This window comes from Roseateles chitinivorans (assembly GCF_002761755.1).
GTDB lineage: Bacteria > Pseudomonadota > Gammaproteobacteria > Burkholderiales > Burkholderiaceae_C > Roseateles > Roseateles chitinivorans.
In genome coordinates, this window is the sequence record NZ_PEOG01000041.1 from 1 (window position 1) to 20,429 (window position 20,429).

At 68.4% G+C, this 20,429-nt stretch carries 18 protein-coding genes; 7 read left to right on the forward strand and 11 right to left on the reverse strand.

Translation table 11 applies throughout. The features are described 5' to 3' along the window. Both CS062_RS15425 and CS062_RS15430 read right to left on the reverse strand, forming a co-directional pair. Positions 1 to 1,049 (reverse strand): DUF6895 family protein (locus tag CS062_RS15425; protein WP_199174253.1); only part of this gene is annotated, 1,049 nt, incomplete at its 3' end. A gap of 4 nt (positions 1,050 to 1,053) precedes the next feature. After that, positions 1,054 to 1,284: a hypothetical protein gene (locus CS062_RS15430; RefSeq protein ID WP_099862492.1), complete on the reverse strand. Its 231-nt coding sequence runs from the start codon at positions 1,282 to 1,284 to the stop codon at positions 1,054 to 1,056. Positions 1,285 to 1,640: 356 nt separating this feature from the next. Here CS062_RS15430 and kdgD point away from each other — a divergent pair, with 356 nt between their 5' ends. From kdgD to garD, 4 genes are all read left to right on the forward strand, one after another. After that, positions 1,641 to 2,555: a 5-dehydro-4-deoxyglucarate dehydratase gene (gene kdgD / locus CS062_RS15435; protein WP_099862493.1), complete on the forward strand. Its 915-nt coding sequence runs from the start codon at positions 1,641 to 1,643 to the stop codon at positions 2,553 to 2,555. A 168-nt stretch (positions 2,556 to 2,723) separates the two neighbouring features. Next, complete coding sequence (locus CS062_RS15440) at positions 2,724 to 4,163, forward strand: aldehyde dehydrogenase family protein (protein ID WP_099862494.1); 1,440 nt, start codon at positions 2,724 to 2,726, stop codon at positions 4,161 to 4,163. 107 nt (positions 4,164 to 4,270) lie between these two features. Then, positions 4,271 to 5,635 (forward strand): MFS transporter, encoded by a 1,365-nt coding sequence (locus CS062_RS15445; RefSeq protein ID WP_099862495.1) that lies wholly within the window; start codon positions 4,271 to 4,273, stop codon positions 5,633 to 5,635. A 33-nt stretch (positions 5,636 to 5,668) separates the two neighbouring features. Next, on the forward strand, positions 5,669 to 7,246 hold the full coding sequence (gene garD / locus CS062_RS15450) for a galactarate dehydratase (protein ID WP_199174254.1): 1,578 nt from the start codon (positions 5,669 to 5,671) through the stop codon (positions 7,244 to 7,246). 15 nt (positions 7,247 to 7,261) lie between these two features. On the opposite strand, the gene CS062_RS15455 is transcribed toward garD, so the two are convergent. The 4 genes from CS062_RS15455 to CS062_RS15470 all read right to left on the reverse strand — a co-directional run bounded on the left by CS062_RS15455 (position 7,262) and on the right by CS062_RS15470 (position 11,388). Further along, entirely contained in the window at positions 7,262 to 8,146 is an 885-nt protein-coding gene (locus CS062_RS15455; protein WP_099862496.1) for an ABC transporter permease, read from the reverse strand. Between the two features lies 1 nt (position 8,147). After that, entirely contained in the window at positions 8,148 to 9,017 is an 870-nt protein-coding gene (locus CS062_RS15460) for an ABC transporter permease (protein ID WP_099862497.1), read from the reverse strand. Between the two features lie 7 nt (positions 9,018 to 9,024). Next, positions 9,025 to 10,278 carry an ABC transporter substrate-binding protein gene (locus tag CS062_RS15465; RefSeq protein ID WP_099862498.1) on the reverse strand — a complete coding sequence of 418 codons (1,254 nt, stop codon included), beginning with the start codon at positions 10,276 to 10,278 and terminating at the stop codon, positions 9,025 to 9,027. Positions 10,279 to 10,359: 81 nt separating this feature from the next. Then, positions 10,360 to 11,388 (reverse strand): ABC transporter ATP-binding protein, encoded by a 1,029-nt coding sequence (locus tag CS062_RS15470; protein WP_099862499.1) that lies wholly within the window; start codon positions 11,386 to 11,388, stop codon positions 10,360 to 10,362. A 104-nt stretch (positions 11,389 to 11,492) separates the two neighbouring features. On the opposite strand from CS062_RS15470, the gene CS062_RS15475 reads away from it, so the two are divergent. Beyond that, positions 11,493 to 12,236, forward strand: a complete 744-nt coding sequence (locus CS062_RS15475; RefSeq protein ID WP_099862500.1) for an aspartate/glutamate racemase family protein — start codon at positions 11,493 to 11,495, stop codon at positions 12,234 to 12,236. A 47-nt stretch (positions 12,237 to 12,283) separates the two neighbouring features. Here the strand turns inward: CS062_RS15475 and CS062_RS15480 are convergent, their stop codons facing one another. From CS062_RS15480 to CS062_RS15490, 3 genes are all read right to left on the reverse strand, one after another. Further along, positions 12,284 to 13,021, reverse strand: a complete 738-nt coding sequence (locus CS062_RS15480; protein WP_099862501.1) for a GntR family transcriptional regulator — start codon at positions 13,019 to 13,021, stop codon at positions 12,284 to 12,286. 71 nt (positions 13,022 to 13,092) lie between these two features. Continuing rightward, positions 13,093 to 13,680 (reverse strand): PAS domain-containing protein, encoded by a 588-nt coding sequence (locus tag CS062_RS15485; RefSeq protein ID WP_099862502.1) that lies wholly within the window; start codon positions 13,678 to 13,680, stop codon positions 13,093 to 13,095. A 171-nt stretch (positions 13,681 to 13,851) separates the two neighbouring features. Continuing rightward, positions 13,852 to 15,192: a class I SAM-dependent methyltransferase gene (locus tag CS062_RS15490; protein ID WP_099862503.1), complete on the reverse strand. Its 1,341-nt coding sequence runs from the start codon at positions 15,190 to 15,192 to the stop codon at positions 13,852 to 13,854. Positions 15,193 to 15,527: 335 nt separating this feature from the next. Here CS062_RS15490 and acnA point away from each other — a divergent pair, with 335 nt between their 5' ends. Next, positions 15,528 to 18,251 (forward strand): aconitate hydratase AcnA, encoded by a 2,724-nt coding sequence (acnA, locus tag CS062_RS15495; RefSeq protein ID WP_099862504.1) that lies wholly within the window; start codon positions 15,528 to 15,530, stop codon positions 18,249 to 18,251. A 156-nt stretch (positions 18,252 to 18,407) separates the two neighbouring features. After that, positions 18,408 to 18,830, forward strand: a complete 423-nt coding sequence (locus CS062_RS15500) for a YciI family protein (protein ID WP_099862505.1) — start codon at positions 18,408 to 18,410, stop codon at positions 18,828 to 18,830. Positions 18,831 to 18,854: 24 nt separating this feature from the next. Here CS062_RS15500 and CS062_RS15505 read toward each other — a convergent pair whose 3' ends face one another. Together CS062_RS15505 and CS062_RS15510 are read right to left on the reverse strand one after the other, a co-directional pair. Further along, positions 18,855 to 19,805, reverse strand: coding sequence for a CsgG/HfaB family protein (locus CS062_RS15505; protein ID WP_099862506.1), 951 nt, complete (start codon positions 19,803 to 19,805; stop codon positions 18,855 to 18,857). A 102-nt stretch (positions 19,806 to 19,907) separates the two neighbouring features. Further along, positions 19,908 to 20,294, reverse strand: a complete 387-nt coding sequence (locus CS062_RS15510) for a hypothetical protein (RefSeq protein WP_099862507.1) — start codon at positions 20,292 to 20,294, stop codon at positions 19,908 to 19,910. Between the last annotated feature and the right edge of the window lie 135 nt (positions 20,295 to 20,429).

The following is a 20,429-nucleotide window of genomic DNA, read 5'->3' on the forward strand; positions in this document are numbered from 1 at the left end:
GATGCGGGCGATGCGGGCGACACGGGCGATGCCGGCAGAGCGGCGCCGGGCCGCAGGGCCGCCGCGCACAGCATGCCCATCACCAGCGTGGCGTGATAGGAGGTGCGCAGCACCACCTCGTCCGGCGCGAGGCCCGGCGCGGGCGCGGCGGTCCACCGCGCATGATCCGGGCCCGGCAGGAAGCCGAGTTCATCCTGGACCTTCGACAGCAGGTCGAAAGCGAACACGGCCGCCGGGCTCCACGGCCGGTCCAGCATCGGCCAGGTCCACAGCAGTTCCGCCGCGAGGTCGAAGTTGTCCGCATCGAGCGCCGCGGCCAGTGCCGCCTCCGCCTCGGCCAGCACCTCGTCCACCGATCGCGGGAGGCGGACCGGCCGCCGGCCCATGTCGGACGCATACAGGACGACGTGGGTGAACATGTAGAGGTCGAGCGTCGAGCACGCCAGCACGTCGAGCGGCCAACCGATGCAGGTGGCGGCCAGCAGTTCGGCGTCGATCGGCTCGACCTCGACCCGACCGCGCCGGATCTGGTCCAGCCATTCGCATTCCAGCTGGTGATTCGGCAACCGTTCGGCGCCGCCCGGCAGCTCTCCCTCGAGGAGTTCGTCGAGCAGGCGGTCGAAGGCCTCGTCCGGATACCCCGCGTCGCCGAGGAACAGATGCGCAGACGCATGTTCCAGTGCGCGGCCGGTGTCGTGGCAGAGCCGCGCCTTCACTCGCGCGCCGCGTGCCGGCGCGACGAGCTGCACCGCGAGCAACCGCGATTCGACGTCCAGCGTCTCGTCCTCGCCGCGCAGGCTCGCCGCCATGCGCAGCAGCATCGCCGCCTCGCCGATGACCTTCGCCAGCACCAGCGGCGCCGGCTGGTCGGGCCGTCCCGAGATCCCGATCGCAGGCCCCTCCTCCTCGGCCAGCGCGCGCTTCAGGCTCCGCCGGGCCATGCGCACCGCCAGATGCACGCGACCCAGCAAATCCTCCCGGCGCCGGGTGGCGACCGACCGCCTGCCCACCATCGGCCGGACCACCGGCATCGGGACGACCGCGCTCATCGCGTCACTCGCGCAGCTGGCGGGCGTCGCGCACGATGTCCAGCTCCGGCCCGGGCCAGCCGCAGTTCCAGATCGCGTTGCGGTTGATGATGGTGACCAGCGCCTCGCCCTGCAGCAGGGCCCGTTCGCCGAACTTGGCGAAGGTCGCGCCGACGGCGTCGACGTTGATCGCCTTGCTTTCCACCAGGGCCTCGATGACTTGCTGCTGGAATGCGGTTCTCGCTTCAGATCTCATGACAGCCTCCTTGAAGGATTTCGCGTCGGAGATGAAGCGGACTGCCTCCCCCTCGATCGCCTACCGGTTGTAGATGGCCCCACCGGCCCCCACTACCCCTAGCACGCCCCCCTCTGAAGTGGCCCCTCCAAAGAGGCAGCCTCAAACAGGTTCCCTGAACGGGGGAGCCGCTGCAGACGCCCTCCGCCGCCCCACGCGATCGCCGATTAGGTGATTACCCGCAGTTGTCCGACATCCCCTTGAACGACGCGAGTGGTATCGCTACCATTCGCTCAAGCTGGTACCGGTACCAAGTCAGCCCAGACAGGGTGCGATGACGGCTCCAGCGCTGTTGTAGCCACGGAGACAAGCCGCTCATGACCTCGCCCCAAGACCTCAAGGCCACCATTTCCGACGGCCTGCTGTCGTTCCCGCTGACCGACTTCGACGCCCAGCTGAACTTCGCGCCCAAGCCCTATGCCGAGCGCCTCGAATGGCTGATGCCCTATGGCGCCACCGCCCTGTTCGCCGCCGGCGGCACCGGCGAGTTCTTCTCGCTCGAGCCCAAGGAATACAGCGAGGTGATCCGGGTCGCCGTCCAGACCTGCCAGGGCCGGATGCCCATCATCGCGGGCGCCGGCGGCCCCACCCGGGTCGCCATCCAGTACGCGCAGGAGGCCGAGCGCCTGGGCGCCCAGGGCATCCTGCTGCTGCCGCACTACCTCACCGAAGCCTCGCAGGAGGGCCTGGTGGCGCATGTGCAGGCCGTCTGCCGGAGCGTCAAGTTCGGCGTGATCGTCTACAACCGCGGCGCCTGCCGCCTGACGCCCGAGTCCCTGCTCAAGCTGGCCGACAGCTGCCCGAACCTGATCGGCTTCAAGGACGGCATCGGCGACATCGAGTCCTTCGTCTCGATCCGGCAGCAGCTCGGCGACCGCTTCAGCTACCTGGGCGGCCTGCCCACCGCCGAAGTCTTCGCCGGCGCCTACCGCGCCATGGGCTGCCCGGTGTATTCGTCGGCCGTCTTCAACTTCATTCCGAAGACCGCGATCGACTTCTACAACGCCCATGCCGCGGGCGACACCGCCACCACCGACCGCCTGATCCGCGAGTTCTTCCTGCCCTACATCGCGCTGCGCAACAAGGGCCATGGCTATGCGGTGTCCATCGTGAAGGCCGGCGCCACGCTGGTCGGCCACTCGGCCGGTCCGGTGCGTCCGCCGCTGTCCGACCTCAAGCCCGCCGAGGTCGACGAGCTGGGCGCGCTGATCTCCCGGCTCGGTCCGCAGTAAGCGCGCCGCGGGACGCGGCGCCCGGCTCGGGCCGGCGCGCGTCGTTCGCGTCCTTCGCGTCCTTCGCGTCCTTTGCGTCCTTCGCGTCGCTCGCGCCCTCCGCGCCTGCGGCCTTTCCGTCCATCCTCTGGCCGCGCGCCCGTCGCGACCGGCAACGAGCAGTCCCTCATGTTCAAGAACCTCATCAACGGCGAATGGGTCGACGGCCCTCGCGCCTCCCGCAACATCAACCCGAGCGATACCCGCGATCTGGTCGGCGAGTACGCGCAGGCCGACGTCGCCCAGACGCGCGCCGCCATCGCCGCCGCGCGGGCGGCCTTCGGCGCATGGAGCCTGGCGACGCCGCAGCGGCGCTTCGACGTGCTCGACGCCGCCGGCGCGGAGATCCTGGCGCGCCGCGCCGAACTCGGCGACCTGCTCGCCCGCGAGGAAGGCAAGACGCTGCCGGAAGCGATCGGCGAAGTCGTGCGCGCCGGCAACATCTTCAAGTTCTTCGCCGGCGAGGCGCTGCGCGTCGGCGGCGAGGTGATCCCCTCGGTGCGTCCGGGCGTCGGCGTCGAGGTCACGCGCGAGCCGGTCGGCGTGGTCGGCCTGATCACGCCGTGGAACTTCCCGATCGCGATTCCCGCCTGGAAGATCGCGCCCGCGCTGGCCTTCGGCAACAGCGTCGTGCTCAAGCCCGCGGACCTGGTGCCGGGTTCGGCCTGGCAGCTCGCGGACATCCTGAAGCGCGCGGGCCTGCCCGACGGCGTCTTCAACCTGGTGATGGGGCGCGGCTCCGAAGTCGGTGCCGAGCTGCTCGAGAACCGTCAGGTCGACGCGATCAGCTTCACCGGCAGCGTCGCCACCGGCCAGCGCGTCGCCGCGGCCTGCGTCGCGCGGGGGGCGAAGTTCCAGTTGGAGATGGGCGGCAAGAACCCGTTCGTCGTGCTGGACGACGCCGACCTCGACGTGGCGGTCGCCGCCGCGGTCAACAGCGGCTTCTTCTCGACCGGCCAGCGCTGCACGGCGTCCTCGAGGCTGATCGTCACCGAAGGCATCCACGACCGCTTCGTCGCGGCGATGGTCGACCGGATGACATCGCTGCGGGTCGACGACGCCCGTCAGGCCGGCACCGACATCGGCCCGGTCGTGGACGAGCGCCAGCTGGCGCAGGACCTCGAATACATCGCCATCGCCAGGGCCGAGGGCGCGACCCTCGCGGTCGGCGGCGAGGCGCTGCCCGCCAGCAGCGCGGGCGCGCCCGGCTTCTACCTGACGCCGGCGCTGTTCACCGGCACCTCGCCTGCGATGCGCATCAACCAGGAAGAGGTCTTCGGCCCGGTGGTGAGCGTCATCAAGGCCAAGGACTACGACGAGGCGCTGGCCCTGGCCAACGACACGCCGTTCGGCCTGGCCACCGGCATCGCCACCACCTCGCTCAAGCACGCGACCCATTTCAAGCGCCACGCGCAGGCCGGCATGGTGATGGTCAACCTGCCGACCGCGGGCGTCGATTACCACGTGCCCTTCGGCGGCCGGAAGGCCTCCAGCCACGGCCCGCGCGAGCAGGGCAAGTACGCCGCCGAGTTCTACACGACGGTGAAGACCGCGTACACGCAAGCGTGATCCACGTGTGATGCAGGCATGAGGGGCGGCGCGGGGTCCAGGCCCGCGCGCCCGATGGCATGACGCAAGCCGGCGCAGACCGGCCCTCGATACGATCCGGAGACAACATGCAGTTATCCCTCTCCTCTGCCGCCGCGAGCGGCATCGGCCGCGCGCGCTTCGGCGTGCTGGCGATGATCTTCGTCGTGACGGTCCTGAACTACGCGGACCGCGCCACCGTCGGTGTCGCCGGCCCGGTCCTGTCCAAGGAGCTCGGCATCGACGCGGTGCAGATGGGCTTCATCTTCTCGGCCTTCAGCTGGTCCTACGTGCTGGGCCAACTGCCCGGCGGCTGGCTGCTGGACAAGTTCGGCGCCAAGCAGGTCTACGCCTGGAGCATCCTGCTCTGGTCGCTGTTCACGATGCTGCAGGGCAGCGTGCACCACATGGGCATGGACCAGATGCTGTTCGGGCTGCCGCTGGCGGTCTCGGCGCTGTTCCTGATGCGGCTCATGGTCGGCCTGTCGGAGTCGCCCTCCTTCCCGGCCAACGGCCGCATGGTCGCGGCCTGGTTCCCGGTGAAGGAGCGCGGCACCGCGTCGGCGATCTTCAACTCCGCGCAGTACTTCGCCACCGTGCTGTTCGCGCCGATCATGGCGTGGATCGTGCATGCGATCGGCTGGTCTGAGGTCTTCTACTTCATGGGCGGCCTGGGCATCCTGATGAGCGTCCTGTGGATGCGCACGATGCACAACAGTCCGGCCGATCATCCGTCCATCAGCGCCGCGGAGCGCGAATACATCGAGGCCGGCGGCGCGCTTCTGTCGGGCTCGAACAAGACCTCGCGGGCCGCGCGGGTCGCGGGTCCCCGGCTCGGCTACCTGAAGCAGCTGCTGGCCAACCGCATGCTGATGGGCGTCTACCTCGCGCAGTACTGCGTCAACGTGCTCACCTACTTCTTCCTGACCTGGTTCCCGATCTACCTGGTCAAGGAACGCGGCATGTCCCTGCTCAACGCGGGTGTCGTCGCGGCGCTGCCGGCGATCTGCGGCTTCGCCGGCGGCGTGCTCGGCGGCGTGATCTCGGACTGGCTGCTGCGCCGAGGTCACTCGCTGACCTTCGCCCGCAAGCTGCCGATCGTGGTCGGCATGCTGCTGTCCACCTCGATGATCGCGTGCAACTACGTCGGCATCGAGGCGGTCGTCGTCGGCATCATGGCGCTGGCCTTCTTCGGCAAGGGCCTGGGCGCGCTGGGCTGGGCGGTGGTGTCGGACACCTCGCCCAAGGAGATCGCCGGCCTGTCGGGCGCGCTCTTCAATACCTTCGGCAACGTCGCCGGCATCGTCACGCCGATCGTGATCGGCTACATCGTGCAGACGACGCACTCGTTCAACGGCGCGCTGGTCTTCGTCGGCGCCCATGCGCTGATCGCGGTGCTGAGCTACCTGCTCGTCGTCGGCGAGATCAAGCGCGTCGAACTCAAGCCCGTTTGAGCCTTTCCAGGCAGACCTGACCCAGGAACTCCCATGATCACCTCCCCGCTGACCATCCAGATGCACGAGGCCGACAACGTCGCCATCGTCGCCAACGACGGCGGATTGCCCGAGGGCACGGTGCTGCCTTCCGGCCTGGTGCTGCGCGACCACGTGCCGCAGGGCCACAAGGTCGCGCTGGTGGACCTGCCCGCCGACACGGCCGTGCTCCGCTACCACGTGCCGATCGGCTACGCGCTGCAGGACATTCCCGCCGGCAGCTGGGTGCACGAACGGCTGCTGCGCATGCCGCCGGCGCGCGAGCTGGAAGGTCTGCCGATGGCCACGGTGCCGGCCCCGGCGCGGGAGCCGCTGACCGGCTACACCTTCCAGGGCTACCGCAATGCCGACGGATCGGTGGGCACGCGCAACATCCTGGCGATCACGCAGACGGTGCAATGCGTCGCCGGCGTCGTCGAGTTCGCGGTCGAGCGCATCAAGCGCGAGCTGCTGCCGAAGTACCCGCACGTCGACGACGTCGTCGGCTTGGCGCACACCTATGGCTGCGGTGTCGCGATCGACGCGCCCGATGCGGTCATCCCGATCCGCACGGTGCGCAACATCAGCCTCAATCCCAACTTCGGCGGCGAGGTGATGGTCGTGAGCCTGGGCTGCGAGAAGCTGCAGCCCGAGCGGCTGATGCCGCCCGGCGTGATCCCGATCGCCGACCGGCGCGACGCCGGCGCGGCCGACGCCCAGGGCGATCCGCTCGATGTGGTGTGCCTGCAGGACACGCAGCATGTGGGCTTCATGTCGATGATCGACTCGGTCATGACGCAGGCGAAGGTGCATCTGGAACGACTGAACTCGCGCCGCCGCGAGACCGTGCCCGCATCGGAGCTGGTGGTCGGCGTGCAATGCGGCGGCAGCGATGCGTTCTCCGGCGTGACGGCCAATCCGGCGGTGGGCTTTTGTGCCGACCTGCTGGTGCGCGCCGGCGCGACGGTGATGTTCAGCGAGAACACCGAGGTGCGTGACGGCATCGCGCAGCTGACCGCGCGCGCGAGCAGCCCCGAGGTGGCCGAGGCGATGGTGCGCGAGATGGCGTGGTACGACGCCTACCTGCAGCGCGGCCGCGTCGACCGCAGCGCCAACACGACGCCGGGCAACAAGAAGGGCGGTCTCTCCAACATCGTCGAGAAGGCGATGGGATCGATCGTGAAGAGCGGCAGCTCGGCGATCTCCGGCGTGCTGTCGCCGGGCGACAAGCTCGCGCGGCACCAGCGCGGGCTGATCTACGCGGCGACGCCGGCCAGCGACTTCATCTGCGGCACGCTGCAGCTGGCCGCGGGCATGAACCTGCATGTGTTCACGACCGGCCGCGGCACGCCCTACGGCCTGGCGGAATGCCCGGTGATCAAGGTCGCCACGCGCAGCGATCTGGCGCGCCGCTGGCATGACCTGATGGACATCAATGCCGGGCAGATCGCCGATGGCGAGAAGTCGATCGAGGAGATGGGCTGGGAGATGTTCCGGATGATGCTGGACGTCGCCTCGGGCAGGAAGACCTGGGCGGAACGGCACCAGCTGGCGAATGCGCTGGTGCTGTTCAATCCGGCGCCGGTGACTTGAAGCCGCTCCGGCGGTTCACGCACGCCGGGCGCTCCGCCGCCGCATCAGCCACACCCCCGCGAGCGCCAGCCCGATCACCGCGAAGGACACCAGGGTCGTCACCGTGCCCAGGGCATAGATGACCGGCGTCGTCACCGTCGTCGTCAGGCCTTGCAGCTCCATCGGCAGCGTGTTCAGGTCCCCCATCGTCTGCGACGAGCGCGCGATCTCGTCCCAGCTCAGGGTGAAGCCGAACATGCCCACACCCACCAGGCTCGGGCCGATCAGCGGCAGCACGACATGGCGCAAGGTCTGCCACCGCGTCGCGCCCAGGTCACGCGCCGCTTCCTCGTAGGCGCGGTCGAAGCGGTTGAACACCGCGAACATGATCAGCAGCCCGAACGGCAACGTCCACGTCAGCTGCGCGCCCAGCCCCGATGTGAACAGGCCCAGCGCAGTGCCGTAGTCATCGGCCCAGGACGAGCCCATGCCCTCCAGCACCGCCTTGATGCCGCCATCGAGCAGCCGGAAGGCCAGCCCGATGCCGAGCGACACGATGATCGACGGCATGATCAGGCTGGCCACCACCCCATAGAACAGCACCGTCCCGCCCGGCAACCGCTTGCGGTAGGCGAGCCCGGCCAGCAACGACAGCAGCACCGTCAGCGCCATCACGACGCCACCCAGCGCCAGCGACCGGCGGAACGCGGCGCCGATGTCGACTACGCCGATCCCTTCCCACAGCTTCGCGAACCAGTGCAGCGACCATCCGCGCAGCGGGAAGGTCAAGCCGCCCTCGGGGCCCTGGAAGCTCAGCGCGACGATCGCGATCATCGGCCCGTAGAGGAACAGCACGAAGAGTCCGAAGAAGGCGGCGAGCGCGAAGAAGGCGCCGGGGCGCCGCGTCGTGGCATCGCTCATCTCAGAGCTCCCGTCTCAGGTCGACCAGCCGCATCAGCGCCGCGATCATCAGCATGACCACGGCCAGCAGCACCACGGCGTTGGCCGCTGCGGCCGGGAACTGCAGATAGCCCGCCTGCACCTGGATCGTCTTGCCGACCGAGGCGATCTGCTGTCCACCCATCACGCCCACCGTCACGAAGTCGCCCATGACCAGCGCCAGGATGAAGATCGAGCCGATCAGGACGCCGGTCCGGGACAGCGGCATCACGACATGGCGGATGGTCTGCCACGCGCTCGCGCCCGAGTCGCGCGCCGCCTCGAGCAGCGCACGGTCAATGCGCATCATCGAGTTGAAGATCGGCACGATCATGAACATCGTGTAGAGGTGGACGAACGCCAGCACGACGGAGAAGTCCGAGAACAACAGCCACTCCACCGGCCGGTCCACCGCACCGGTCGCGAGCAGCGTCTGGTTGACCAGGCCGTTGCGCCCCAGCAGCGGAATCCACGAGATCATCCGGATCACGTTGCTGGTCCAGAACGGCACGGTGCAGACGAGGAAGAGCACCGTCTGCATCAGCGTCGTGCGGACATGGAAAGCCAGGAAATAGGCGATCGTGAAGCCGATCGCCAGCGTCAAGGCCCAGGTCAGGACCGCGAACTTCAGCGTCGAGAGATAGGTCTTCAGCGTGACGCACAGCGCCGACGTGTCCGCGCAGCCGCGGAACACATCGGCATAGGCCTGCGTCGTGAAGGCCGGAATCAGCTCGTAGTCGGTCGCCTGCCAGAAGCTCACGACCACCACCAGCGCCAGCGGCACGACGAAGAACAGCGCGAAGACGGCCGCCAGGGGGCCGGCCTGCAGCCACGCGGAGGTCTGTGGCCTCATCGCCCCGTCACGCCGCAACGAACTCGTTCCACTTCTGCACCATGTACGCGTTCTCGTCCATGATCGCGTTCCAGCAGGCGATGCCGCTCATGCGCTGCTCGTAGCTGCCGCCGTCGCGCTTTTCGCCGGCCTTGGCCAGCAGATCGCCACCGGGGCTCTTGATGTCCTTCTCGGCCGCCTTGCCCTCCATCCAGTACGCCCACTCGTAGGGCGCCATCTGGGCCTTGGCGGTGTCCAGCACAGCGCTGTAGTAGCCCTGGCGATTCAGGTAGGCCCCGGCCCAGCCGTCGAGGAACCAGTTGATGAACTCGTAGGCGGCGTCCAGTTGCCGGCCCTTGAGCGTCCGTGGCACGCCGAAGCCGGCGGCCCACGCGCGATAGCCTTCCTTCAGCGGCTGGAAGTTGCAGGCGATGCCCTTCGTGCGCACGGCGGTGACCGCAGGACTCCACATCGACTGGATCACCACCTCGCCTGAAGCCATCAGGTTGACGCTCTCGTTGAAGTCCTTCCACAGCGCGCGGAACTGGCCGGCACGCTTCGCCTCGATCAGCGTCTTGATCGTGAGGTCGATCTCCTTGCGGGTCATGTTGCCCTTGTCCGGGTACTTGTAGAGGCCCGCCGCCTCGACCACCATCGCGGCGTCCATGATGCCGATCGACGGGATGTTCAGGATCGCTGCCTTGCCCTTGAACTCAGGATTGAGCAGTTCCTTCCAGCTCTCGATCGGACGCTTGATCAGGTCGGGCCGGATGCCCAGCGTGTCGGCGTTGTAGACAGTGGGGATCAGCGTCATGTACTGCGTCGGCGCGGCGGCGAAGGCCTTCGCGTCGGGCTTCTCGACGTACATGACCTTCTTCGGCGCCGTGCCCTGGTCGCCGACCTTCTTGCCGCCGACCTCGCCGCGGGTGAAGAGCGGCGTGATCCGGTCGGCGTTCTTGATCCGCCGGGTGTCGATGCCCTGCAGGTTGCCCGTCGGCAGGATCTTCTTGAGGCTGAAGTACTCGGTGTCGATCAGGTCGAAGCTGTTCGGCGCGGTGACCGCGCGTTTGGACACGTCATCCGTCGTCACGGCGATGTACTGGATCTTGATGCCGGTGTCGGCCTCGAACTTCTCGGCAATCGCCTTGTCCTGGTTCACCGCGGTGCCGAGGTAGCGCAGGACGGGCTTGGCCTGGGCATGCACGAACGGAAAGCCCATCGTGCCCACACCGGCGACGGTGGCAGCGCCGGCGGTCTTCAGCAATTGGCGGCGGGTGGTCATCAAGCGTCTCCTCGAGAAGGGTGGCTGGGATCAGGGATGAGAAATCGGGAATGAGAGAAATCAGGATGGGAGATCGGGAAGTCAGGCCTCGAGCACATGGACGTCCGCTTCGCGCCATTGCATCGTGGCGCGGTCGCCCGGGCTCAGCGGACTCGCATGGAACTGGCTATCGCTCATGGCGGCAGTCCAGTCGGGGCCGGCCGCGTCGTCGAGTTCACTGCCGGTGTCTGCGCCCAGGTGGACCAGCACCTGGCTGCCCTGGTACTCGACGTCGATCACGGTGGCCGGCATGGCGGATCCTCCTGTCGCGCTGGTCCCCTCGGAGCGCCCGACGAGGACCCGGTCGCATCGCACCGCGACCTTGCCGGCCGGCGTCTCCATCACGTTGTGGGCGCCGATGAAGCGGGCGACGAATTCGGTGCGGGGCCGCTCGAACACCTCTCGCGGCGCGCCAGCCTGCTCGATGCGGCCCTGGTTCATGACGACGACGAGGTCCGCCAGTGCCATGGCTTCCTCCTGGGAGTGGGTGACATGCACGAAGCTCATGCCGAGTTCGCGATGCCAGCGCTTGAGCTCGGCGCGCATCCGGACGCGCAGGAAGGGATCGAGCGCCGACAGCGGCTCGTCCAGCAGCAGCACGCGCGGCTGCATCATCAGCGCGCGAGCCAGCGCGACGCGCTGTTGCTGACCGCCCGAGAGCGCGGCGGGCAGACGCGCCGCATAAGGCGTCATGTGGACCAGCTCGAGCAGCTCGCGGGCGCGGGCGTCCCGCTGGGCCTTGGGCTGCCCTTTCATGCGCGCACTGAAGGCCACGTTGTCCAGCACGCTCAGGTGCGGGAACAACGCATAGCTCTGGAACATCATCGCGGTGCCGCGCTCCGCGGGCGACAGGTGAGTGATCTCACGGCCTGACAGCACGACGTGGCCCTCGGTGGGCACCTCATGGCCCGCGATCATCCGCAAGGTGCTGGTCTTCCCGCAGCCCGACGGCCCGAGCAGGCAGCAGTAGCTGCCCCCCGCGATGCGCAACTCGATGCCCGCCACCGCGGTGGCATCGCCGTATCGCTTGGTCAGCCCAATCAGCTCCAGATCGTTGCGCGCAGTCGTCATGGTCTTTTTGTATGCATAAGCTGTGCCATATCATCGACCGCGCTGTCTACTGGATGTCACACCAGTCGTGTGCACAAGGCACCTGGCAGGTGCATGGAGCCCCAATGAAGCTACTGCTGATCAACCCCAACACCTCGCTGCCGATGACGCGGAGCATTGCGGAAGCCGCGAGCGCGGTGGCCGCGCCGGGCACCGAGATCGTGGCCCGCTGCCCCACGTTCGGGCCGGTGTCGATCGAGGGACACCTGGACGATGCCTTCGGGGCCGCGGGCGTGGCGGAGCAGGCGATGGTGGCGGCGCGGGAGGGCTTTGACGCGACGGTGATCGCCTGCTTCGGCGACCCCGGACTGGACGCGGCACGCGAGGCGCTGCCCGGACCGGTGCTCGGCATTGCGGAGGCCGCCTTCCGCGCGGCGTCCATCGTGGCGACGGGGTTCTCGGTCGTGACGACGATGACGCGCACCTGCGTGATCGCCGAGCGGCTGGTGAGTCGCTATGGATGCGAGTCGACGTGCCGCGGCATCCACGGCACGGACATCGAGGTGTTGTCGCTGGAGTCGTGCGACGAGGCCACGCTGGCACGGATCGAAGCGGCCTCGCGCGTGGCGTTGGCGCGCGATCGCAGCGAGGCCATCGTGCTCGGCTGCGCCGGGATGGCCGCGCTGTGCGAGGAGTTGCAGCGGCGCCTGGATGTGCCGGTGATCGACGGGCTGGCAGTGGCCGTGAAGCTGGCCGAGGCCCTGTCGGCACTGCGGCTCAGGACGGCCAAGCGCGGCGACTACGCGCCGCCGTTGAGCAAGCGCTGGACCGGATGGGCCGCAGGTTTCGGCCGCGACGTCACGGCATAGACCTCAGACGTCACGGCATGGGCATCGCGGCCCGCGTTCAAGCCGGATCACGCCTTGGCGGCCGGCTTGCGGCGCTGCTTGGTCCCGCGGGGCGGCGTTTCGGGCTCTAGTTGGAAGATCTGGCGGAAGTCCATTTCGCCGGCCGTTTCAGCGGGAGGACGAATGCCCTGCTCCACGTGCGTCAGGTGCTCGAGCATGAGCCGCTCCGCGCGGCGGGGGTCGCCAGCCTCGATGGCGGCCACGATGTCGTCGTGCTCGTGATCGGGGCAGGCACTGGAGGCCAGCGCGTCGTACTGCGCGATCGCCAGACCGGTGAGCGCCACCAGACGCCGGACGGTGTCGATGAACAGGCGGTTCTCGGTGCATTCCGCCAGTCGGAGGTGGAAGGCGCCGGTCAGTTGCGCCAGCGCGGCGCGATCGCCGGCGGCGCGGGCATCGGCCTCATGCTTGAGGTGCTGCCGCATCGCGGCGAGCTGGGACTGGCCAGCGGACCCGGCCAGCTCGGCGCTCAACTGGGCGGCGATGGCGCGCTCCACGGCGCGGCGCATCGCGAAGACGTCGCTGAGATCGCGCGGGGTCGGACTGGCGACGAAGGCGCCGCGGTTCAGGTGCAGGTCGATCACCAGTTCCTGGCTCAGCCGGTTCAGGACTTCGCGGATGCGGGTGCGACTCGCCTGGAAGGCGCTGGCCAGGCGCTCCTCGTTCAGCTTGGTCCCTGGCAGCAGCCGCCGTTCACTGATGGCGGTGTAGATGCGCTCGTAGATTTCCTGATTGGTCAGCGGCATGGCGGCGGCAACGGCGGGCAGACAAGGCAGCGATTATGCGCGCCCGATTGTCGACAAAGCCTTGCGGCCGCTCACGCGCCGCAGGTCGCCTGCCTGAACGACACCGCCAGGATCTCGGCCACCTGATCCAGCAACTGGACCGCGTCATCGTCGCGTTGCGGGTCATACGGCGCCGCGTCGGTCGCGGGCACACCGAGCAGCGCGTGGAACGGCGTGCAGCCCAGCGCCGCGGGCGACAGATGCTCGCCGAGGAAGCGATCGTCGTAGGGGGTCACCGGTCGCTCGGTCAGGTCGATCATCGTGCCTAGCATCCGCACGACATCGCCCCGGTGATCGCGCTGGACCACCCTCCCCCGCGACAGCACCGTCCGATAGCCCGAGCCATTGCTGCGCAGGCGGAACCGCTGCTCATAGGTGTCGGTGAAGCCGTCGAAATGCGCGCGCAGCGCCAGCATCATCGGCTCGAGGTCCTCCGGATGGACGCGGCAGCGCCAGAACGCGGTGCTGTCCGGCTGCTCCGGATGCGGAAAGCCCAGATGCTCCTTCCAGCGCGGCGAGTAATGCACCAGCTCCAGCGGCGGGTTCAAGTCCCAGACACCGAAGGCGCCACGCTCGATCGCCGTCCGCCAGCGCCTGACTTCGTCATGACGGATCCCCATGGAGAGGCATCTTGCGCGCGACGCCGGGCAGGGTCAACGGCAGCTTCCCCTCGAAGCGGGGAGCCGTGCCGCGGCGCCACAGGCGACCGGCAGGCAGCTTGACAGCCCCGGCGGACCGCTCCGTCGCCCTTCAACTCGGCGGCGACATGACCGCGGCGGCGATCGACCTCGCTATCTCGGCTCGTACATGTAGCGCCGGGTCAGCGGGACTGGCGCGGGACCGCCGTCGCGCTTGCTGGCCAGGATCTGGTACAGGCCCAGTTCGCCCGTCTCGAATTCCAGCGCGGAGGCCGCCATGTAGAGGCGCCAGATCCGGTAATGCGCCTCGTCGACATGCTGCAGGGCCTGCTCATGCCCCTCCTCGAGCTTGGCCACCCAGGCGCGCAGCGTGCGCGCGTAATGCATGCGCAGGCCCTCGACGTCATGGAGTTCGAATTGCTGCTGCTCCATCACCCGCATCACGTTGCTCGCCCGGTCCAGCTCGCCGTCCGGGAAGACATAGCGGTTGATGAACTTCGACGACAGCGCCTGACCCCAGCCGTCCTCCTCATGGGTGATGCCATGGTTCAGGAACAGCCCGCCGGGCTTGAGCAGCCGATGCACGCTGCCGAAGTAGGTCGGCAGGTTCTTGAGTCCGACGTGCTCGAACATGCCCACGCTGGAGACCTTGTCGAATTGCCCGCTCATGTCCCGGTAGTCGCACAGGCGCACTTCCACCTGCCCCTGCAGGCCGGCCGCTTCGATGCGCTGGCGGGCGAGCGCAAGCTGCCGCTCCGACAGCGTGATGCCGGTGGCCTTCACGCCGTAATGACGCGCCGCATGCATCACCAGCGCGCCCCAGCCGCAGCCGATGTCCAGCAGTTCCTCGCCGGGCTGCAGCCGCAGCTTGCGGCAGATGTGGTCCAGCTTGGCCCACTGGGCCTGCGCGAGGCTCGTCTCCTCGGTCTCGTAATAGGCGCAGGAATAGACCATCGCCGGGTCCAGCCAGAGCGCGTAGAAATCGTTGGACAGGTCGTAATGGAAGGCGATCGCGGCCTTGTTCTCGGCCCGGGTGTGGCGGCGCACCCCGTCGGCGCGCAGGTCCGCGTCGGCGGCGCCGGGTGGCGGCGCCAGCAGGCGGACCGCCAGGCGCAGGCGATCGCTCCAGGACAGCGTCAGCTCGGGCAGGTGGTCCTTGAGCTGCAGCGCGGCGAAGAAGTCCCCCTCGACGTCGATCTGCTGGGTGAAGTAGGCCTCGGCGAAGCGCAGCGGATCGCGGCCCAGCAGCAGCCGGCGCAGCGCCGTCGGCTCGTTCAGGACCAGGGTGAACTCGGGCGGCTGATGGGCCTGCCGGCCCAGTCGCGTGGCCCAATGCCCCAGGCGCAGCCCCATGCTGCCGGGGTAGGCGGAGAACAGGCGCTGCAGCAGGGTCAGGCCGGCGGGCGGCAGCGGCGGCGCGCCCGAGACGCCGGCGATGACCTCGGCCGCGCGGGCGGCGGCGGCCGACGTGGGGGACAACAGTTCCTGATCCATGCGAGTCCTCGTCCGAAACACCACGAAAGCATGTTGGTCGGAAGCACCGCGGGGTCAGTTCTTGCGCACCTCGCGAGCTGGCGGCCAGGAGTTGTCGGGGGATGTTAGCCAAAGCGACACCCCCCGCCCGGATTGGGGACATTGCTGCAATCTGCATGCCCGCCGCCCTCTGGCGGGGGACACGCGCGAGCGCGTTGCGCCCTCGCACACCCTCGCCCAAAGGAGTCATCACAAGCCCGCCGGCCAGGGCCACAATCAGCCCCCATCGCCCGAGAGAAACCCGTCTGGCCCCGGGTCCCAGGACCGCGCCAGGACCAAAAGCCAAGGAGTGAGCCATGCCCCATGCATTCGCCAACACCGTCGCCAGCTTCAAGACCGCGTCCGGCAAGAGCGGCAAGTACTACTCGCTGCCCCGGTTGGCCGAGCGCTTCCCCAATGTGAAGCAGCTGCCGGTGTCGATCCGGCTGGTGCTCGAGTCGGTGCTGCGCAACTGCGATGGCAAGCGCGTGACGGCCGAGCATGTCGAGCAGCTCGCCAACTGGCAGCCCAATGCGCCGCGTAACGAGGAGATCCCTTTCGTCGTGGCCCGCGTGGTGCTGCAGGACTTCACCGGCGTGCCGCTGCTGGCCGACCTGGCCGCGATGCGCAACGTCGCGCAGGCGCAGGGCAAGAATCCGAAGACGATCGAGCCGCTGGTGCCGGTGGACCTGGTGGTGGACCACTCGGTCATGATCGACCACTTCGGCGACAAGCAGGCCCTGGACCTGAACATGAAGCTCGAGTTCGAACGCAATCGCGAGCGCTACGAGTTCATGAAGTGGGGCATGCAGGCCTTCGATACCTTCGGCGTCGTGCCGCCGGGCTTCGGCATCGTCCACCAGGTCAACCTGGAATACCTCGCCCGCGGCGTGCACAAAGCCGGCAGCGGCGCCGGCACCGTCTACTACCCTGACACGCTGGTCGGCACCGACAGCCACACGACGATGATCAACGGCATCGGCGTCGTCGGCTGGGGCGTCGGCGGCATCGAGGCCGAGGCCGGCATGCTCGGCCAGCCGGTCTACTTCCTGACGCCGGACGTGGTCGGCTTCGAGCTGACCGGCCGCCTGCGCGAGGGCGTGACCGCCACCGACCTGGTGCTGACCGTCACCGAAATCCTGCGCAAGGCCAAGGTCGTGGGCAAGTTCGTCGAGTTCTTCGGCGAGGGCACCGCCTCGCTGTCCGTGCCCGACCGCGCCACCATCGGCAACATGGCGCCGGAGTACGGCGCGACGATGGGCTTCTTCCCTGTCGACGAGCGCACCATCGACTACTTCAAGGGCACCGGCCGCACGACCGAGGAGATCGAGGCCTTCGAGAGCTACTTCCGCGCGCAGGGCCTGTTCGGCATCCCGAAGGCCGGCGACATCCGCTTCAGCCAGGTCGTCTCGCTGGACCTGGGCAGCGTGGTGCCCTCGCTGGCCGGCCCCAAGCGCCCGCAGGACCGCATCGTCATCACCGACCTGGCGAAGACCTTCACCTCGCTGTTCAGCAAGCCGGTGACCGACAACGGCTTCAACCAGCCGGCCGAGAAGCTCCACCAGCGCTTCCCGCTGGGCGGCGCCCAGAAGGGGCTGTCGATCGCCAACGGCGACGTGCTGATCGCGGCGATCACCTCCTGCACCAACACCTCCAACCCGAGCGTGCTGCTTGCCGCCGGCCTGCTGGCCAAGAAGGCGGTCGAGGCCGGCCTGAAGGTGCAGCCGCACATCAAGACCTCGCTGGCGCCGGGCTCGCGCATCGTCACCGAGTACCTGGAGAAGGCCGGCCTGCTGCCCTACCTGGAGCAGCTGGGCTTCACCGTCGCCGCCTACGGCTGCACCACCTGCATCGGCAATGCCGGCGACCTGACGCCCGAGATCAACGAGGCGATCACCGGCAACGACCTGGTCTGCGCCGCGGTGCTGTCGGGCAACCGCAACTTCGAGGCGCGCATCCATCCCAACATCAAGGCCAACTTCCTCGCCAGCCCGCCGCTGGTGGTGGCCTACGCGATCGCCGGCAACGTGACCCGCGACCTGATGACCGAGCCGGTGGGCCATGGCACCGACGGCCGGGCGGTCTACCTGGGCGACATCTGGCCCACCAGCGACGAGATCTATGCGCTGCTCAAGCTCGCGCTCAATCCGGACGCGTACCGCGCCAACTACGGCAAGGTCAAGGCCGAGCCGGGCGAGCTCTGGAAGAAGATCACCGGCGGCACCGGCCAGGTCTATGGCTGGCCGCGCAGCACCTACATCGCGCAGCCGCCGTTCTTCAGCGGTTTCACCCAGATCCCGCAGGCGCAGGAGATCGGTGTCCGGGGCGCGCGCATCATGGCGCTGTTCGGGGACTCGATCACCACCGACCACATCTCGCCCGCCGGCTCGATCAAGGAAGCCTCGCCCGCCGGCAGCTACCTGAAGGAGCAAGGCGTGCTCAAGGCGGACTTCAACAGCTACGGCTCGCGCCGCGGCAACCATGAAGTCATGATGCGCGGCACCTTCGCCAACGTGCGGATCAAGAACCTGATGATCCCGGCCAAGCCGGATGGTGCCCGCGAGGAAGGCGGCCTGACGCTGTTCCAGCCGGGCGGCGAGAAGCTGTTCATCTACGACGCCGCGATGCGCTACATCGCCGCCGGCACCCCGACGGTGATCTTCGCCGGCGAGGAATACGGCACCGGCTCCAGCCGGGACTGGGCGGCCAAAGGCACGCAGTTGCTCGGCATCAAGGCGGTGGTGGCCAAGAGCTTCGAGCGCATCCACCGCTCCAACCTGGTCGGCATGGGGGTGCTGCCGCTGCAGTTCCGTCCGGGCGACTCCTGGGAATCGCTGGGCCTGAAGGGCGATGAAGTCATCGACATCGAGCTGGGCAACGAGATCCGGCCACAGTCGGAAGCGACGCTGATCATCCGTGCCGCTGGCGCCGCCGAGCGCCGCGTGCCGCTGATCCTGCGCATCGACACGCCGATCGAGGTCGAGTACTACCGCCACGGCGGCATCCTGCCCTACGTGCTGCGCCAGTTGCTGGCGGCCTGAGCGGCGGGACCGGCCCGGTGGTCCGATCGGGGCCAGCGGAATTTCGCGAGGCCTGTCGAAATCCGGCAGCGCCAGACGTCATGAGGGTGAGACGGCCGAGGTCGTCCACCCTCATTTACTTCCAGCGTCCCGCCGGGACCCTTTCAGGAGCATGTCATGCGATTCATGGTCATCGTCAAGGCCGACAGCCACAGCGAAGCGGGCGAGATGCCCAGCACCGAACTGCTCGCCGCCATGGGCGCCTACAACGAGGCGCTGGTCAAGGCCGGCATCATGAAGTCCGGCGAAGGCCTGCACCCCAGCCGCAAGGGCGTGCGGGTGCGCTTCTCCGGCGAGTCCCGCACCGTCACCGACGGCCCGTTCGCCGAGACCAAGGAGCTGATCGCCGGCTTCTGGATCTGGGAATGCGCCTCGCTGGAGGAGGCGATCGAGTGGGTGAAGAAGTGCCCCAATCCGCAGACGGGAGACTCGGATATCGAGATCCGACAGATCTTCGAGGCCGAGGATTTCGGCGAGGCGTTCACGCCGGAGCTGCGTGAGCAGGAAGACCGCCTGCGCGCCGAGATCGAGAGGCGCTGAGGCGCGCCCCTCTCCCGCGGTGTCTTACTTGCCGGTCGTCCCCGTCGTCCCCGACGTGGCCGGCTTCTTCGCCGCCGGCTTGGCGGCCGGCTTCGGCGCGGCCTTCGGTGCGGCCGGCTGGTCCAGTTCCTTGGACGCGGCGGTCGAGCCGCCCTGCACGCCCAGTCGGCCACCGGTGCCCAGGCCGCCCTTGACCTGCTGCGCCTTGTAGTTGCGCAGCGCCTTGACCATCTGGTTGTACGAGTCCGCGAAGGCGGTCACGATGACCTTGCCAGCCGGCGTCTTGCCGTAGGCGCCGCCAGCGATCGCGGTGTTGCTGAAGAAGCTGGCGCCGCCGAAACCGAAGTCGAAGTTCTTGGCCGTGCCTTCCGCGGCCGAGATCTGCACGCCGGAGCGGTTGTCCACCAGCAGCAGCGTCGTGGACGCCTCGTTCTGGCTGACGTTGGCCGCGACCGCGGTCAGCAGGCCGATGGCGCCGGTGCCGATGCCACCGCCACCACCGCCGGTCTTGCCGGCGAACTGGATCTCCGGGCTCATCGTGTAGTCGGCGGCGACCATCTGGCCCTGGCCGAAGTTGCTGCCCGCACGGACCTCGCCCGATTGCATCAGCGCGCGCTCGCGCTCCATGTTGGCGAAGGCCTTGCCGCGTTCGACGATCACGAAGCAGTTGGACTGCTGGACCATCAGGCGCAGCACCGGCACGGTGGAGCCCAGCTGGCGGTCGCGCAGCTGCGACCACCACGGCGCGTTGGTGTCCTCGAAGATCGCCAGCGTGCCCAGCGTCTCGTCGCAATGCTCGAGCTTGCTGTTCTGGTTCTCGGCGGTCGCGCCGCCGGCGGCGCCGGAGACCGTGCCCTTGTTCTCGCCCATCGTCGGCGCACTGGCCAGGCAACCCGCGAGCAGCAGCGGGGACAGCAGCAGGGCCGACTTCAGCGCGAAGCCGGACATGGAAGTGGAGCGGGGAGTGGCGAGCATGGGATCCTCCAGTTTTTCTAAGGACATCTCAGGACGAGCGAAAACAACAACGACGGACACGACCCGGTCGGCCCGACCGGCCGGATCTGGGAAACAGGGTGATCAGTCGAGCGGGGTGGCGGGCGCGACGCCGTAATGGCCACCGACCGGCTGGCCATGCGGATTGCCGATCCAGATGCTGGTGCCGAAGACATCGCTGCAACCGCCCCAGGCGATCTCGAAGGCGCGCGGCTCCTCGTTGCGGGTCTGCGCATAGACCGACACGGTGCTGTCGGACGGACCGATCGTGTAGCAGATCCGTGCCCACACCGGACGCGGCGACGACGCGACCACCGAGGCCGATCCCTCGGCATTGCCGTCGGAGGCCCTGGCCATCCATTTCGTGCCGCGGGTGGGTCCCGGGTTGTAGCTGAACACGTAAGGCACCTGGGCGATCGCCGCGATCGACGCGGCGAGCAGCCCGGCAGCCATCAGGCCTTTGGCCATCATTCGTCTTCCCCTTGCCTGTGGTCCGGATCGCGATGGACGCGATGGATGCGATCGAATGTGGCGGATTGTTAGGCGCAGGTTCCCAAAAAGCGAGGCCCCCATCGTGGTGGGTGCCACCCGATCCACGGGAGCGGA